We start from the raw sequence: 16,626 nt of genomic DNA, 5'->3' as shown, positions 1-16,626 counted from the left end.
CGATCCCCGCCGTGCCCCGCGACCGGCCGCTGCCGCAGTCCTTCGCCCAGCAGCGGTTGTGGTTCCTCGACGAGTTCGAGCCCGGCGGCACCGAGTACATCACGAGCACGGCCGTGCGCCTGCACGGCGAGCTGGTCGTCGACGCGCTCGCCGAGGCGTTCACCGGCCTGGTCGCCCGGCACGAGCCGCTGCGCACCACCTTCGCGTCGGCCGACGGCCACGGCGTCCAGGTCGTGCACCCGCCGGCGCCGGTGCCGGTGCCCGTCACGGACCTGGGCGGCCACCCCGCCGGCAGCCGGGAAGCGGTGCTGGCCGAGGTCCTGCGGGCGGACGGCGAGCAGCCGTTCGACCTGCGGGAAGGCCCGCTGCTGCGGGTCAAGCTCATCCGGCTGGCCCCGCGGGAGCACGTGCTCACCGTGACCGTGCACCACATCGTCACCGACGGCTGGTCCAACGGCCTGATCGCCGAGGAGATCGGCCTGCGCTACGCGGCCGCACTGCGCGGCGAGGCGGCGGACCTGCCGCCGCTGCCCGTGCAGTACGCGGACTTCGCGGCCTGGCAGCGCGGCCTGCTCGCCGAGCGGGTGCTGGCCGGCCAGGTCGCCTACTGGACCGAGCGCCTGCGTGAGCTCACCCCGCTGGAGCTGCCCACCGACCGGCCGCGGCCGCCGGTGCGCACCACCAGCGGCGCGACCCGCGAGCTGGTCGTCCCGGCCGCGGTGACCGCCCGGCTCGAGCAGGTGAGCCGGCAGCGGGGGACCACCCTGTTCACCACCCTCGTCGCGGCCTGCCAGGTGCTGCTCGGCCGCTGGGCCGGCCAGGACGACGTCGCCGTCGGCACGGTCACCTCCGGGCGCGAGCGCGCCGAGCTGGAAAGCCTGGTCGGGTTCTTCGTCAACACCCTGGTGCTGCGGTCCCGGGTTCGCCCGGAGCTGCCGTTCACGGAGTTCCTCGACGAGGTCAGCGCCGGCGTCCGCGCGGCGTTCGACCACCAGGACCTGCCGTTCGACCGCGTCGTCGACGCCGTCCAGCCCGGCCGCGACCCCAGCCGCACACCGCTGTTCCAGGCGATGGTCGTACTGCAGAACAGCCCGCGGGAACCGGCCCGGCTGCCCGGTCTCGAGGCCGAAGACGTCGGGCAGCCCGCGACCGCGGCCACCTTCGACCTCACCCTGGAGTTCCAGCCGGACCACGGCGTGCTGCACGCCGCGCTGACCTACAATACCGACCTGTTCGACGCCGGCACGATCGACCGCCTCGCCGAGCACCTGGGCGTCCTGCTCGCCGGCATCGCCGAGAACCCGGCCCGGCCGCTGTCGAGGCTGCCGCTGCTGGGCGAGGACGAACGCCGTCTGCTGCTCGGTGCGTGGAACGACACCGCCCGCGCGGTGGCCCCGGGCACCCTGCCCGAACGCGTCGAGGCACGGGCCCGGCGGCACCCGGACGCGACCGCCGTCGTCTCCGGCGACGGCACCCTCACCTACGCCGAACTCGACGCCCGCGCCGGACGGCTGGCCCGGGTCCTCGCCGCGCGCGGCATCGGCCCGGAACGGATCGTCGCGCTGGCCCTGCCCCGGTCGGCGGACATCGTCGTCGCGCAGCTCGCCGTCCTGAAGGCGGGTGCGGCGTTCCTGCCGGTCGACCCGACCTACCCGCTCGAACGCATCACCTTCATGCTCACCGACGCCCACCCGGCGCTGGTGCTCACCACCGACGCCCTCGCCCCGCCGGTGCCCGACGGCGTCCCGGTGCTCTCGCTCGACGACCCGGCCGCGTTCGCCGCGGACCCGGGCGCGCGGCCGACCCCGCCGCGGCCGGACAGCCCCGCCTACGTCATCTACACGTCCGGGTCGACCGGCCGGCCCAAGGGCGTGGTCGTCACCCACGCCGGGCTGACCGGCTTCGCCGACGCCGAAGCCGAGCACCTGCGCGTCACCGAAGGCGACCGGGTCATGGCGTACTCCTCACCGAGCTTCGACGCCGCGGTGCTGGAACTGTGCCTGGCCCTGCCCGCCGGCGCGGCGCTCGTCGTCGTCCCGCCCGGGCCGTTGCTGGGGGAGCCGCTCGCGGAGTTCCTCACCACGCACGAAATCAGCCACACCCTGATCCCGCCCGCCGCACTGGCCACCCTCCCGGAGGGGCCCCTGCCGCACCTGCGCACGCTCGTCGTGGGCGGCGACGCCTGCGCGGCGGAGCTGGTGGACCGCTGGGCACCCGGACGGCGGATGATCAACGCCTACGGCCCCACCGAATCCACGGTCGTCGCGACCTGGAGCGACCCGCTCACCCCGGGCGTGGCGCCGCCGATCGGCCGGCCGATCCCGAACACCCGCGGCTACGTCCTCGACGACGCGCTCATGCCGGTCCCCATCGGGGTCGCGGGCGAGCTGTACGTCGCCGGGCCGAGCCTGGCCCGCGGCTACCTCGACCGGCCGGGCCTGACCGCCGACCGGTTCCCGGCCAACCCGTTCGGCGCGCCGGGGGAGCGGATGTACCGCACCGGCGACGTCGTCCGCTGGAGCGCGGCCGGGCAGCTCGAGTTCACCGGCCGGGCCGACGACCAGGTCAAGGTCCGCGGCTTCCGGATCGAACTGGGCGAGGTGGAATCGGCGCTGCTGCGCCACCCCGGCATCGGCGCCGCCCTCGCCGCCGTGCAGCAGGACGAGTCCGGGCACAAGCGCCTGGTCGCGTGCTTCGTCGCGGCCGTGCCGGACGACCCGCCCGCCGCCGCCGAGCTGCGCGAGTTCCTGGGCCGGTCGCTGCCGGGGCACCTCGTGCCGTCGGCGTTCCAGCCGGTGGCCGCGCTTCCGCTCGGCCCGAGCGGCAAGGTCGACCGGCGGGCCCTGCCCGTGGTCACCGCCGCCGTCGAGCCGGCCGCCCGCCACGTCGAACCGGTGACGCCGGCCGAGCGCGTGCTCGCCGAGGTGTGGGCGCAGGTGCTGGGCCTGGACCGGGTCGGCACGGAGGACAACTTCTTCGAGCTGGGCGGCGATTCCATCCTGAGCATGCAGGTCGTGTCCCGGGCCCGGCAGGCCGGGCTGCGGCTGAGCGCGAAGGACATGTTCCTGCACCAGACCATCGCCACGCTGGCCCCGCGGGCGACCGCCGTGTCCGACACGACGGAGCCCGACGGGCCGGTCGTCGGGCCGGTGCCGCTGACCCCGATCCAGGACTGGTTCTTCGGGATCCACACCGTCAACCCGCACCACTTCAACCAGTCCATGCTCGTCGACCTCGCCGACGGCTTCGACGCCGGCGCGCTCCGGGCCGCCCTGGCCGCGGTGTGGGCCCACCACGACGCCCTGCGGATGCGGTTCGAGCACACCGCCGACGGCTGGCAGCAGCACAACGCCGGCCTCGATCCGGCACCCGAGCTGCGCCACGACGACCTGACCGGCGTCGCCGACGCCGACCGCCCGGCGGCGCTGGAGCGGATCGCCGACGCCGTCCACGCCGGCTTCGACCTGACCCGCGGCCCGCTGCTCGGCGCCGTCCTGGTCACCGCGGAACCGGGCCGGCGGCCGAAGCTCTTCCTGGCGGCGCACCACGTCGTGGTCGACGCGGTCTCCTGGCGCATCCTGCTCGACGACCTCGACACCGCCTACCGGCAGGCCGCCCGGCACGTCCCGGTCGACCTCGGTCCGCGCACGACGTCGTTCCGCGACTGGTCGCACCGGCTCGCCGAGCACGTGCGCGCCGGCGGTTTCGACGACGAAATCCCTTACTGGACGGGCCTTCCCGCCGCCGGCGCGCTGCCGGTGGACCACGACGGCGGCACCTCGGGAACGGACGAAGTCACCGTGGTCCTCGACGCCGAGGACACCCACGCCCTGCTGCGCTCGGCCCCCGCGGCCTACCGCACCCGCGTCAACGACGTCCTCCTGGCGGCGCTGGCCTGGGCGCTGGCGCGGTGGACCGGCCGGCCCGACGTGTCGATCGCCCTGGAGGGCCACGGCCGCGAAGACGTCCTCGACGGCGTCGACCTGACCCGGACCACCGGCTGGTTCACCACGCTGTACCCGGTCGCCCTGACCGTGGACGGCGCGGACCGGCCGGACTGGCGGACGCTGGTCAAGTCCGTCCGCAAGCAGCTGCGGGCCGTGCCGGGCAACGGGTTCGGCTACGGCGCGCTGCGGCACCTCGGCGCCCCGGACGTGCGCCGGAAGCTGGCCGAGACCGGGCCGCGGCCCGGGATCTCGTTCAACTACCTCGGCCAGTGGGACGGCGCGGGGGCCGCCGGGACGGCGGCGGAGAGCCTCTACGCCGCCCTGCACGGCTCGCTCGGCCACGACCACGACCCGGCCGAGCACCGCCCGTACCTGCTCGACCTGGTCGGCGCGGTCCAGGACGGCGAGCTGGTGTTCTCCCTGATCCACGAACCCGGTCGCCACGACCGCCGGACCGTCGAGGCGGTCGCCGCCGACTTCGCCGGCGCCCTGCGGCAGATCGCCGCCGACAGCCGGGACGGGCGCCGATGACCGCGCCGCCGCTGTCCCGGAACCGGGACTACCGCCTGCTGTGGGGCAGCCAGGCGCTGTCGGAGGCCGGCTTCGCCGCGTCGGTCATCGCGTTGCCGCTGCTGGTGCTCGCGGTGACCGGCTCGCCGGCGCTGTCCGGGCTGGTGCTCGGCGTGGACGCGATGGCCCAGCTGGTCGCCGGGCTGCCCGCCGGCGCGCTGGCGGACCGCTGGAACCGCAAGAAGCTCATGCTCGGCTGCGAGGCCGTCTATTCGCTGGCGGTGGCGAGCCTGGTGGCGACCGTCTGGTGGAACGTCGTGAGCATCCCCCAGCTGATCGCGGTCGCGGCCGTGCTGGGGTGCTGCCGCTCGCTGTTCGGCCCGGCCGAAGGCGCGACGCTGGCCCGGATCGTGCCCGCCGCCCAGCTGCCCACCGCGGTGGCGATGAACTCGGCGCGCGGCGCGTTCGGCCAGCTCTCGGGCACCGCGATCGGCGGGTTCCTCTACGGCCTCGCGCGGGCCGTCCCGTTCGCGTTCGACGTGCTCGCCCACGCGGTCTCGTTCGTCGCCCTGTGCTTCGTCCGGGCCCCGCACCACGAGACCGTGCCGCGCGGCGAAGGGCACCTGGGCCGGGAGATGGCCGAGGGCCTGCGCTGGGTGTGGGGCGAACGGCACGTGCGCGTCACCGTGCTGTGCGCGGTGAGCCTGAACTTCTTCTTCAGCGCCTACTACATCGTGGTCGTCGTCCTGGCGCGCGACCGCGGCATCACCGCGGGCGAGATCGGCGTGATGGCCGCGATGCTCGGCGTCGGCGGGGTGGTCGGCTCGCTGATCGCGCCCTGGCTGCAGCGCCGGCTCAGCCCGTACGTGTCGATCATGAGCGTGTTCTGGGTGCTCACCCTGCTCACACCGCTCGCGGCCGTCATCGACGACGGCTACCTGATGGGTGCCCTGTTCGTCGCCATGGCTCTGCTCCCGCCGACCGCCAACACGACGATCGGCACCTACCAGCTGCTGCTCACCCCCGACCGGCTGCGCGGGCGGCTGACCAGCGTCATGGGCGTGATCGGCGGGGTGTCCGCCGCGACCGGACCCGCGTTCGGCGGCCTGCTGGTGCAGGCCGTGCCCGGTGGCGGCGCCGTCGTGCTGTGCACCGCGGGGATCGCCCTCGTGACCCTGGTCGTCACCGTCAGCCCCACCCTGCGCCACTTCCCCCGCAGCGACACCCTCACCGCCGGCCCGGCCGAACCGCAGCCGGTCGGCGGCGCCCACCCCGCCGACGGCCCGACCACCACCGAGGAGAACCAGCCATGAGTACCCAGGACCTGTCGGGCACGCCCGGCGTCGCTTTCGCCTTCGAAGACCTGCTGGCGCGGTCGGCCGAGCTGCGAGAACGCGGCGGCCCGGTGCACCACGACGAGGAGCGGGGCATCTGGCGGGCGCTCGACCACCCGACCGTCTCGCGCGTGTTGTCCGACCCCGCCGCGTTCTCCTCGGACTTCAGCGGGCTCACCCCGGTCCAGGAGGACTTCGAGACCTTCCGCAAGGGCAACTTCGTGGGGATGGACCCGCCCGATCACCGCAAGCTGCGGACCCTGGTCACCCAGGCGTTCACCCCGCGTGTGGTGGCCGGCCTCGAACCCCGGATCCGGGCCATCGCCGGAGAGCTGCTCGACGAGGTCGACGGCGCGTCCCGGATCGACGTCGTCGACGCGCTCGCGTACCCGCTGCCCATCATCGTGATCGCCGAGCTGCTCGGCGTCCCGGTCGCCGACCGGCCGCTGTTCACCCGGTGGGCCCAGGTGCTGTTCAGCGGGGACCAGCTGGGGGAGTCGGCCGACATGGCCGACATCCAGCGTGCGCTGGACGCCATCGCCCCGACGATCCGCGAGATGAACGCCTACATCCTCGACCACATCCGGCAGCACCGGGCCCGCCCCGGTGACGGGCTCACCAGCCGGCTCGTGCAGGCGGAGTTCAACGGCGAACGCCTGGAGGACCAGGAGATCGTCGGGTTCGTGGCGCTGCTGCTGATCGCCGGGCACATCACGACGACCGCGCTGCTGGGCAACGCCGTGGTCAGCTTCGACCGGCACCCGCACGCCGCGGCCGTGTTGCGCGCGGCACCCGCGGGCCTGCCGACCGCGCTGGAGGAGGTGCTCCGGATGCTGCCGCCGTTCCCCGAGCTGGGCCGGCGCACGACGTCGGACCTCGACCTGGGCGGCCGCGTCATCCCGGCGAACTCGATCGTGATGGCCGACCTGGCCGCGGCCAACCGCGACCCGGCGCACTTCGACCGGCCCGCCGAGTTCGACGCGCGCCGCAGTCCGAACCCGCACCTCACCTTCGGGCACGGCATCCACTTCTGCTTCGGCGCCCCGCTGGCCCGCCTCGAGGGCCGGGTGGCGTTCGAGGTGCTGTTCGAACGCTACCGGGATCTCGCCGTCGCTTCTGACGACGGAGTGGAGTTCCAGAACCCGGCGGTGATCGTCAGCGTGAAACGCCTGCCGGTGGACGTCAAATCCGCTTGAGCGGCGGTCAGGGATCGGAGGTTTCCGGCCGAAACCTGGTCCGGCCGGGAAGCTGCGCACTCGGTGATGTCCGCGGGTGCGCAGCCTGCCGCCACGAAACGGCCGGCCTGGACGGGGCTATGGTTGTTCCTCGTCCACCTGGACTCGGGGCCGCAGCAGTGGCGACGTCAATCCGTCGACGTCGACGACCACCACCCAATGCCCGTTCGACGGAATTGTCAGCTTGAACATCGGAGTGACAGCGACGCCGCCGAGCATTTTGTAGAACTGTCGCTGTTGGTATGCTCGATAGTTCGACCTGGTCATGAGCCTGACGTTCGCGGAAGCGCGCAGCAGAACGGTCACCACGGAATTCTTGCGGACCTTGCCCAGGTCGAAAACTCGCGACTCCATGACCCCCCTCTGCGCGTCCAAGAAGACGTCAGGCTGCCGCCCCTTCTTGGCTCGCACACCTTCCCCTGAATCGGCGACGTGAGAGAGGTCGTTACGGGCGACATGGCCAGGTGGCAAAATTCCTCAATCGCATCTGGCGAAGGAAATTAACGTTCAATGCGTGGTGGCGATTACCGCCGCAATCTGGCGTATCCGGTTCAAGTAGTTCGGGTCGGCTCTGACGCGTTCGAGGTGATCAACACCGTCATCGCCAACGGCGCCGCGCCGGCGGTCCTGGCCTGGCGCTCGAACCGGCCGAGCCGGCGGACAACTGCGTGTACGAGAGTCACCTGATCGTCTCAAGGCCCGCCGTGGTGCGTTCACCCCCCGAGCGTGGATCGCGCAGCTTCGGTGAAGCCGGCGGACCCTGCGAGGTCACGCGATCATCGACAACGCGGCACGGCGGCGCGTGGCACGGCGTACTCGACGAGGCCGCCGCGACTGATCCCGATCGCGGTGAGCTATCGCCACCAGGGCCGGTGGCGCTGGGCCGCCACCACGCCGGCCGGCTCGACGAGTTCGGCGAGCCGGGGCGTGATGTGCTTGATGTGCTCGTGAACCCAGAGCGCGCAGGCGAGGTCGCGGACCGAGGCACCGGGGGTCTGGAGGGGGTCGGCGAACTCGGGTGGGGCGAGCATGGGCACGTCGCCGTGGTCGGTGCGGTCCAGGCGGGAGGCCAGGTGGTCGTACCAGGCGGCGAGCTGGCCCGCCTGTTCGCCGAGCATCCGGCGGAACGGGTCCGCGTCGACGTGGGGGTTGGGCAGGCCGGCCAGGGAGTTCGCGGTCAGCCGGGCCCGGAGCGTCCCCATGACCAGCCGCCACAGGTCGGACTTGGGCACGTGCTTGGTGCCCTGTTCGCTGAGGAATCCGCGGAGCGCGTCGTCGAGCCGGGCGCCGGCCGCGGTCGCCGCGGCCGGCGCGGGCGGGTCGTGGCGCAGACCCAGCGCCCAGTTCGCGGCCGCGGCCAGGTACGCGCCACCGGTGCGGAACGCGTCGGCGAGGTCGTCGGCGACCACGGCTCCGGCGCCGCGGGGCCAGAAGAGCGCACCCACCACGAGGCTCACCGCACAGCCGATCGCGACGTCTTCGATCCGCACGACCCCGATCTGCCACCCGGCCGGGGCGAGCAGGTTGAACAGCACCGACACCGTCAGGGTGAAGGCCGCCTGGCCGGCCGTGAAGGGCAGGGCACCCGGAGCGTAGGCGGCGACCAGCACCGCGATCGGGAGGGCGATCCACAGCGCGGGCGCGCTGGTGCCGATGACCAGCAACAGCAGTGCGCCGATGACGACACCCAGCGCGGTCCCCGCCAAGGCGCGCAGGGCGGTCGACCCGGTCGCCGCCGCGTTGCCGCGCAGTACCGACAACGTCCCGAGCACCACCCAGAACCCGTGCTCGACGCCGCTCACCCCGGCGACGACCACCGCCGCGGTCAGCGCCGCGGCACCGCGGAGGCTGTTGACGAACCAGACGGACCGGATACTGGCCTGAGGGGACGCGACCCGGGTCAGTGAGGCCAAGGAGAGGACGCCGGGCCGGATGACGCGCGCCCGGCCGGGAGTCGCGGCGAGGGCCTCCACGATCGCGGTGCCGACGGCGAAGGCCGTGGTGCGGGCGTGGAAGGACAGGTGCACCGCGTCGGCGTAGCGCGGATCGTCGGAGCTCAGGTCGCGGAGCCACGCCACGCTCCGCCGGACGCTCCGTTCGAGTTCCTCCGGATCGGGCGCGGCCGGTTCACCGGAGAGCAACCGGTCGACCGTTCGCAGGCCGGCGGTGGCGTCGGCGAGTAGCTTGCGCTCGACCTCGGGTGCCCCGCTGAGGTCCGGGTACTCGTGCAAGGCGTCGGCGATGACCGAACCGCACCACTCGAGCAACCCGACCAGGCTGTTGAGGGCTTGGTCGGCGGTGGCCAGGCCGGTGGGGCGGTAAGGCGTCGCGGTGAACTCGTCGATCAGGCGGTGTTTGGCCTCGATGGCCGCCTCACGCGCGGTGTTCACGCCGGGGTCGCCGCGCAGGGCCGCGTCGAGGTAGTCGGCCATGGTGCCGGCGGCCCGGGCCGTCGCGTCGCGCAGGGCCGTGGCGGGGGACCGCGGAGACAGCAGCAGGACGGCGGCCGTGCCCACCACCGACGCCAGCCACCAGCCGCCGAGGCGGGCGGGCACCATGCTCATCGTGCCGGGTGAGGCGGCCGGGAGAACGTAGGCGAGCAGGGCGGCGGTGCCGCCCGAGGCCGCGTTCGGTCCCGCGACGCCGCCGAAGAGCACCAGGAAGGTGACGATCAGCGTCACCACGGCCGCCAGCGGCAGGGACGCACTGGCGGCGGTGCCGACGACCAGCAGGACGCTGCCGGTGACGGCGAGCCCGAGGTGGGCTCGCAGCTTGTCTGCCCGGTCGCCGCCGAACGATGCCAGGACCAGCGTGGCGAACCCGCCGAACGCGGCGAACGTGGCCACCTGCAGGTCGCCGAGCACCTTGATGCTGAACGCGAACAGCGCGGGCACCACGAGGGTGGCGCGGACCGCGCGCAGAGCGGCGGGCGTCGACCACTGTGGAACCCAGTCCCTGGGCCGTGCCAGGCGGGCCTTCAGCGCGGGGGAGTCGATCGCCACCGGCAGAGCATAGACCGGGCGGGTACGGCGGAGCTGCTCGTTCCCTGCAGGTCGGAGATCCGGACGTCGGAAACCGAGTGGAACAAGGGACACTCGAACCAGCCGTCGCGAGCCCGGGGTGATCAGCGGCTGGGGATGCTCTCCGGGGAGACGGCACCTGACGGCCGGACCAGGGCACCGGCCGACCCCTTGGCTGCGGTGGAAATACGAAGCCCCCGGCTACCGCAGCCAAGCCGGCTGGGTGGAGTTGCTGCGCATGGCCGATCGACGGCGTGGCGAACCGGGCGCGGCGCTGGAGCGGGTCCGGGGTCCCCGGTTCACGCCGGGGGCGCCGCCCACGCCTCGAGGTCGTCCCAGGCGGTCAGGCGGCGCCGGCTGGTGAACCGGCGGTGCGCGCCCGTCACCGGGTCGTCGAAGTCGAGCACCTTCGCCAGCAGCTGCAACGGCTTCGTGAAGTCGTCGAGCGGGTTCTCGACCAGGTCGGGGTAGAAGTCGTCGCCGAGGATCGGGATGCCCAGGCCGCTCAGGTGCACCCGCAGCTGGTGCGTCCGGCCGGTCGACGGCGCGAGGCGGTAGCGGCCCAGGCCGTCGCGGTGTTCGAGCAGCTCGACGTACGTCTCGGCGTTCGGCTCGCCGGGGACTTCCTGCGCGGCGAGCACCCCGCGTTCCTTGAGGATCCGGCTCCGCACGGTCCGCGGCAGCGCGAGCGCCGGGTCGTACGGCGCGATCGCCTCGTATTCCTTGTGCACCTTGCGATCCCGGAACAGCGTCTGGTACTTGCCGCGCATCTCCGGGGTGATCACGAACATCACCAGCCCGGCGGTGACGCGGTCCAGCCGGTGCGCGGGGGACAGCTGCGGCAGGTCGAGGTCGCGGCGCAGGCGCACGAGTGCCGTCTCGAGGATGTGCTTGCCGCGCGGGATGGTGGCCAGGAAGTGCGGCTTGTCGACGACCAGCAGGTGTTCGTCGCGGTGCACGACGTCGATGGTGAACGGCACCGGCACCTCGACGGGCAGGTCGCGGTGGAACCAGATGAACGAGCCCGGCTCGAAGGGCGTGTCGACGCCCAGCGGGCCGTCGACGCCGTGGATGCGCTCTTCGCGCAGCATCTGCTCGATGCGGGACGGCGTCTCCCGCGGCAGCCGGTCGACGAGGTGGGCCAGCAGGGTCGGCCACGCACCCTCGGCGGGCAGTTTCAGCCGGGCGGGGTCGAGCCCGTGGCGGGGCGGGATCGGCGGCCGGAGCTTGCGTCTCATCGTGCCCCGACTGTAGCTAACCCTCCGGGTGGGTCCGGTAGCGCGCGACGTACCGGGCGGTGGCCTCGGCGTGGGCGGCCTCGGCCGCTTCGGCCCGGAGACGCCGGCCGGTGCCGTGCGGGAAGCCGTGCTTGCCGAGGCGGTGCTCGATGCTCTCCTCCATGTACGCGCAGGAGTAGAAGTACGCGACCAGCGCCGCCATGAGGACCAGCGAGAGCCGGAGCCCGAGCGGGCCGGGCAGCAGCAGCCAGACGAGACACAGCGGCACGATGCCGGTCGACCGCTCGAGCACGTACCGGGCTCGCCAGTGTTTCGACGTCGCGTCGTGCAGCACCCAGTCCGCGTAGCGAGCGGGCAGCCGCACGCCGACGGCGTAACCGAACCAGCGAAGCACTCCAGGTCGTTCCATGACATCGAGTGTACCCTAATACTTAGTGCACTAATCGTTAGTGCGACGGCCGACACGATAGGATCCGGGCATGATCGATCTGGGCGAAGACCCGCTGAAGCTGGACCGGCAGGTGTGCTTCGCGCTGTCGGTGGCTTCCCGCAGCGTGATCGCGATCTACCGGCCGCTGCTGGAGCCGCACGGGCTCACCCACCCGCAGTACCTGGTGATGCTGGCGTTGTGGGAACGCTCGCCACGCTCGGTCAAGGACATCGGCGCGTCGCTGCGTCACGAGCCGGCGACGCTGTCCCCGCTACTCAAGCGGCTGGAGGCGCTGGGCTACGTCACGCGCGCCCGCAGCCGGTCCGACGAGCGCCGGCTGACCGTCGAGCTCACGGACAAGGGGCGCGCGCTGCGGGCGGAGGCGGAGAAGATCCCGTACCGCGTCGTGGAGACGCTCGGCATGGAGGTGGCCGAGCTGGAAGCCCTGCACGCGGCGCTCGGCCGGGTCATCGCCGCCACGGCTTGAGCGGAATGCCGGGCCGTCTCGCGCGTTGTGCTTGGTAGTCGAGCCAGGGGGCAGGGTTAGGGGGCAGTAGTGCTGAAGGTCAGGCTGGGCGTCGCACCGGCGCCGGGGAGCGGGCCGGCGGAGTTCGCCGGGCTGGCGGAACGGCTCGAGGCGGCGGGCGTCGACTCGCTGTGGCTGTCGGAGCTGGTCTACTCGCCGGAAGTCGACCCGATGATCGGGATGGCGCACGCGCTGGCCCGGACGTCGAAGCTGAAGGTCGGCACCGGCGTCGCGATCCTGCCGGGCCGGCACCCGGTCCTGGTCGCCAAGCAGCTGCTGACGCTGGCCGGGCTGGCGCCGAAGCGGGTGCTGCCGGTGTTCGGCCTGCGCCCGGCCCGCCCGGCCGAGGCCGATCTCTTCCCGGTGCCCGCCGGTCGCCGCGCGGCGGTGTTCGACGAGTCCCTGACCCTGCTCCGCCGCCTGCTGGAAGAGGACGAGGTGTCCTTCGAGGGCGAGTTCTTCCAGGTCTCCGGCGTCAAACTCGGCCCCCGGCCGGGTAAGCGCCTCGACGTCTGGCTGGGCGGGACGGCCCCGGCGGCGCTGGTCCGGGCGGGCCGCCTGGCGGACGGCTGGCTCGGCAGCTTCCACACGCCGTCCCAGGCCCGCGACGCCCGCGTCGCGATCCAGCGCGCGGCGGCCGACGCCGGGCGCGAGATCGAAGAGGACCACTTCGGCCTGAGCCTGGTGGTCGCGGACAAGGGCCTCCCGCCGGAGCTGACGGCCCTCGCCGCCCGCCGCAGCCCGGACACGCCGGTGACGGACCTGATCGCGACGAGCTGGCCCGAGGCGCGACGGCTGGTGGAGCAGTACATCGAGGCCGGGCTCAGCAAGTTCGTGATCCGGCCCGGACATGGGGATTTCGACGGCTTCCTGGAGAAGTTCCAGGCCGAGCTGGTGCCGCTGCAGAACTAGGCCCAGCGGCGGATCGAGAACCGGCTGCCGTCGCGGCGCACTTCGGCCGCGCCGGAGCCGCCGAAATGGGCCGGGACGACCAGTTCCCGGTGGTCGGCCGCGCGTTCCAGGACCTCCCGGCGCGTTTTCGCCGCTTCCGCAGGGTCTTCGCAGAAGCAGCTGCTGTGCTCCGGCTCGAGGATCTGCACCGGGCTGTGCAGCAGGTCCCCGACGAACACCGCGCGGTCGGAGCCGGACGCCACGCGCAGCACCGATGAGCCCGGGGTGTGGCCGGGCGCGGCTTCGAGCGTCAGGTTGCCGTCGATGCGGTGGCTGCCTTCCCACGGCACCGCGCGGCCCAGCACGGGGGCGACGCTGTCGGCGTAGACCAGCAGGCTCCCGTCGCGGCGCAGCTGTTCGCGCTCGTCGCGCGGCGCGGGGCGGCGGTGGGCGTTGCGGGGGTCGAAGTACACCTGGTCGGCGCGGGGAATGAGGTAGGTCGCGTTCGGGAACGCCGGCACCCAGTCGCCGTCGCGCAGCTCGGTGTTCCAGCCGACGTGGTCGTAGTGGATGTGCGTGTTGACGACCACGTCGACGTCCTTGGGCCGGACGCCGGCCGCGGCCAGCCGGGCCGGGAAGTCCGTGCGCAGGTGGTCGAACAGCGGGATCTGCGGGCGCTGCCGGTCGTTCCCGACGCCGGTGTCGACCAGGATGGTCCGGCCTTCGCTGCGCAGCACCCACGTCTGGACGGCGCCGCGGTAGCCGCCGGTCTCCGGGTTCCAGTGGTCGGGCGCGAGCCAGGACGCGTTGTCCGCCCAGAGCCCGGGCGGGCTGCCCGGCACGATGGTCCGCGCCGGGGCGATCTCGCCCTGCCACTCGACGACCTTCAGCACTTCGACGTCACCGATGTTCATCCCGCCAACCTAGAACGCACGGATGAGCGTTTCCATGGCTGAAATGCTCAGGATGATGCGCGATCGTCTCAGGACTACGATGGCCGCGTGGACCTGCTGAGCGACGCGATCGCCGCGGTGCGGATCGGGCAGCCGACGTCGAACCGGCTGTGCGCCGGCACGTCGTGGTGCTACCGCTTCGCGCCCTACGACGGCGCGGGCTTCCACGTGCTGCTGCGGGGGAGCGGCTGGCTGGTGCCCGACGAGGGTGAGCCGGTGCCGCTCGGCGCCGGAGACGCCGTCCTGGTCCCGCACGGCAGCGCCCACACGCTGTCCGCCACGCCGGACGCGGCCGGCGCGGTCCCGTTCGAGACGGCGGTGCCCGAACCCGGCGGCCGGACCGAGTTCCTCTGCGGCAAGTACCGGCTGGACCACACCCGGCGGCACCCGGTGCTCGCTGGCCTGCCGGAGGTCGTCCACCTGCCGGCCGGGGTCGGCCGCCACCCCGGGCTGCGGGCGGCCATCGACCTGCTCGGCGCCGAGGTCGCCGAACGGCGGCCGGGGCGGGCGACCGCGCTCGCCGGCCTGCTCGACCTCCTGCTGGTGCTCCTGATCCGCGCCTGGCTCGACGGCCACCCGGACGCGGGCTGGCCGCAGGCGCTGCGTGACCGTGAAATCGCCGCCGCGCTGGCGGAACTGCACGCGAACCCGGCGGCGTCGTGGCGGATCGAGGACCTCGCCGCCCGGGTCGGCCTGTCGCGCGCGACCCTGGCCCGCCGGTTCACGGCGCTGACCGGGCAGCCGCCGATGGCCTACCTCACGTGGTGGCGCCTGACCACGGCGGCGAGGCTGCTCCTGGACACCGATCTGCCGCTGCCGTCGATCGCCGCGAAGGCGGGCTACGGCTCGCCGTTCGCGTTCTCACACGCGTTCAAACGCCAGTTCGGTGTCGCTCCCGGTGGCTACCGGGCCGCTAGAACTCCAGCTGTTCCGTCTTCCTCGGCATGAGCAGCAGCGCCACCACGGAGAACGCCGCCACTACCAGCAGGCCGACGAACACGTGGTGCGTCGCGTCCGCCAGCGCGCCGCGGACGAACCTCGACACCGGGTCGTCCGCGTGGCCGCTCAGGGCCAGGCTCGTCGCGTCCACCGACGGCGGCAGCTTCCCCGCCACCTCCGCGGGCGGGTTCGCGAACCGGGACGCCAGGGTCGCGTTGGCGATCGCCCCGAAGACGGCCGCGCCGACCGCGCTGCCCAGCGAGCGGCTGAACAGGTTCGTCCCGGTCACCACGCCCCGCCGGTCCCAGCCCACCACCGACTGCACGGCCACCAGCGTCGGGCTGGAGGACAGGCCCAGGCCCAGGCCCAGCACGAACGCCGCGAAGGCCGCCGCCCAGAGCGACGACTCCGCGTTCAGCATCGCCACCAGCACGCCGCCCGCGATGACGAACGCGCTGCCGATCAGGGCCGTGTCGCGGAAGCCGATCTTCAGGTAGATCTTGCCGGCCAGCGACGCCGAGAGCGGCCAGCCGACGGTCAGCGCGGCCACCGCGAACCCGGCCACCAGCGCGCCCGCGCCCAGCACGCCCTGGGCGTACGTCGGCAGGTAGGACGTCAGGCCCATGAGGACCGCGCCGACGACCACCGCGACGAGGTTGCCGCCCACCAGCACCCGCCGGGCGAACACCCACAGCGGCAGCACCGGCTCGGCGACCCGCTTCTCCACCAGCACGAACGCCACGAGCAGCGCCGCGCCCACCACGAAGATCGCCACGCTCGGCACCGAACCCCAGCCCCACGCGACGCCGCCTTCGAGCAGGCCGAGGATCACCAGCGAGCAGCCGATCGTGAGCAGCGCCGCGCCGGTGTAGTCGACCTTGTGCGCCTTGCGCTCGACCTTCTCGGCGAAGTTCCGGTGCAGCATGAACGCGGCGATCGCGCCCAGCGGCAGGTTGATGAAGAAGATCCAGCGCCAGTCCAGGTACTCCGCGAAGACCCCGCCGAGCGTCGGCCCGACGACCGACGCGACGCCCCACACGCTCGCGACGTACCCCTGGACGCGGGCGCGTTCCTCCACCGAATAGAGGTCGCCGATGACCGTCATCGACATCGGCTGGATCGCGCCGGCGCCGATGCCCTGGACCGCGCGGGCGGCGATCAGCACCGGCATGCTCCACGCGGCGCCGCAGAGCACCGAGCCGACGAGGAACGCCGCGATCCCGAAGAACATCACCGGGCGGCGGCCCAGCACGTCGGCGAACTTGCCGTAGAGCGGGACGGTGACCGCCTGGGTCAGCAGGTAGACCGAGAACAGCCACGGGAACTGCGAGAAGCCGCCGAGGTCCCGCACCACCGAGGGCACCGCGGTCGCGATGATCGTGCTGTCCAGCGCGACCAGCGCCGTGCTGAGCATGACCGCGATCAGCACCGGGCCGCGTTCGGACCGGAAGCCGACCCCTTTCACGCTGGCGGGGGCCGGGGTCGTCATGGGTGGCGTGCTCCTCGGGGTGGCCATGACCGGAGTCAACTGCTTTGCCGCCCTAAGCATTCCATCGGGGTGGCCCGCACCCCAGCGAATTTCGGTCACCGCCTTGGGCGCGCA

12 protein-coding genes are annotated in these 16,626 nt (G+C 73.2%); 6 read left to right on the top strand and 6 right to left on the bottom strand.

All coding sequences use genetic code 11. The features are described from left to right. The 3 genes from ACGFMK_RS35925 to ACGFMK_RS35915 form a co-directional block, all read left to right on the top strand. Positions 1-4,478, top strand: a 4,478-nt coding sequence (locus ACGFMK_RS35925; protein ID WP_392773045.1) for an amino acid adenylation domain-containing protein, incomplete at its 5' end; no start/stop codon positions are given. Beyond that, on the top strand, positions 4,475-5,770 hold the full coding sequence (locus tag ACGFMK_RS35920; protein WP_392773042.1) for an MFS transporter: 1,296 nt from the start codon (positions 4,475-4,477) through the stop codon (positions 5,768-5,770). The genes ACGFMK_RS35925 and ACGFMK_RS35920, both read left to right, overlap by 4 nt. Beyond that, entirely contained in the window at positions 5,767-6,987 is a 1,221-nt protein-coding gene (locus tag ACGFMK_RS35915; RefSeq protein WP_392773039.1) for a cytochrome P450, read from the top strand. Before ACGFMK_RS35920 ends, ACGFMK_RS35915 begins: the two co-directional genes overlap by 4 nt. Positions 6,988-7,104: 117 nt before the next feature. Here the strand turns inward: ACGFMK_RS35915 and ACGFMK_RS35910 are convergent, their stop codons facing one another. The 4 genes from ACGFMK_RS35910 to ACGFMK_RS35895 form a co-directional block, all read right to left on the bottom strand. Beyond that, positions 7,105-7,380, bottom strand: a complete 276-nt coding sequence (locus ACGFMK_RS35910) for a DUF1883 domain-containing protein (RefSeq protein WP_392773049.1) — start codon at positions 7,378-7,380, stop codon at positions 7,105-7,107. A 500-nt stretch (positions 7,381-7,880) separates the two neighbouring features. Then, positions 7,881-10,028, bottom strand: a complete 2,148-nt coding sequence (locus ACGFMK_RS35905) for an FUSC family protein (protein ID WP_392773035.1) — start codon at positions 10,026-10,028, stop codon at positions 7,881-7,883. Between the two features lie 317 nt (positions 10,029-10,345). Further along, complete coding sequence (locus ACGFMK_RS35900; RefSeq protein ID WP_392773033.1) at positions 10,346-11,284, bottom strand: RluA family pseudouridine synthase; 939 nt, start codon at positions 11,282-11,284, stop codon at positions 10,346-10,348. 16 nt (positions 11,285-11,300) lie between these two features. Further along, complete coding sequence (locus ACGFMK_RS35895; protein ID WP_392773031.1) at positions 11,301-11,693, bottom strand: DUF5313 family protein; 393 nt, start codon at positions 11,691-11,693, stop codon at positions 11,301-11,303. 70 nt (positions 11,694-11,763) lie between these two features. On the opposite strand from ACGFMK_RS35895, the gene ACGFMK_RS35890 reads away from it, so the two are divergent. Next, the gene (locus ACGFMK_RS35890) at positions 11,764-12,201 is read left to right on the top strand and encodes a MarR family winged helix-turn-helix transcriptional regulator (protein ID WP_392773028.1); all 438 of its coding nucleotides are present in this window, start codon (positions 11,764-11,766) and stop codon (positions 12,199-12,201) included. Between the two features lie 69 nt (positions 12,202-12,270). Then, positions 12,271-13,152, top strand: coding sequence for a TIGR03854 family LLM class F420-dependent oxidoreductase (locus ACGFMK_RS35885; protein ID WP_392773025.1), 882 nt, complete (start codon positions 12,271-12,273; stop codon positions 13,150-13,152). Here ACGFMK_RS35885 and ACGFMK_RS35880 read toward each other — a convergent pair. Continuing rightward, positions 13,149-14,045, bottom strand: a complete 897-nt coding sequence (locus ACGFMK_RS35880) for an MBL fold metallo-hydrolase (RefSeq protein ID WP_392773023.1) — start codon at positions 14,043-14,045, stop codon at positions 13,149-13,151. The two genes, ACGFMK_RS35885 and ACGFMK_RS35880, sit on opposite strands and share 4 nt — an antisense overlap. 87 nt (positions 14,046-14,132) lie before the next feature. On the opposite strand from ACGFMK_RS35880, the gene ACGFMK_RS35875 reads away from it, so the two are divergent. Further along, the gene (locus ACGFMK_RS35875; RefSeq protein WP_392773020.1) at positions 14,133-15,032 is read left to right on the top strand and encodes an AraC family transcriptional regulator; all 900 of its coding nucleotides are present in this window, start codon (positions 14,133-14,135) and stop codon (positions 15,030-15,032) included. Here ACGFMK_RS35875 and ACGFMK_RS35870 read toward each other — a convergent pair. Continuing rightward, positions 14,998-16,512 (bottom strand): MDR family MFS transporter, encoded by a 1,515-nt coding sequence (locus ACGFMK_RS35870; protein WP_392773017.1) that lies wholly within the window; start codon positions 16,510-16,512, stop codon positions 14,998-15,000. The two genes, ACGFMK_RS35875 and ACGFMK_RS35870, sit on opposite strands and share 35 nt — an antisense overlap. Positions 16,513-16,626 lie beyond the last annotated feature (114 nt).

It is taken from the genome of Amycolatopsis sp. NPDC049252, from assembly GCF_043197175.1.
Lineage (GTDB): Bacteria > Actinomycetota > Actinomycetes > Mycobacteriales > Pseudonocardiaceae > Amycolatopsis.
The sequence above is the reverse complement of the archived record's forward strand: the minus strand, read 5'-3'. Positions and strand labels throughout refer to the sequence as shown.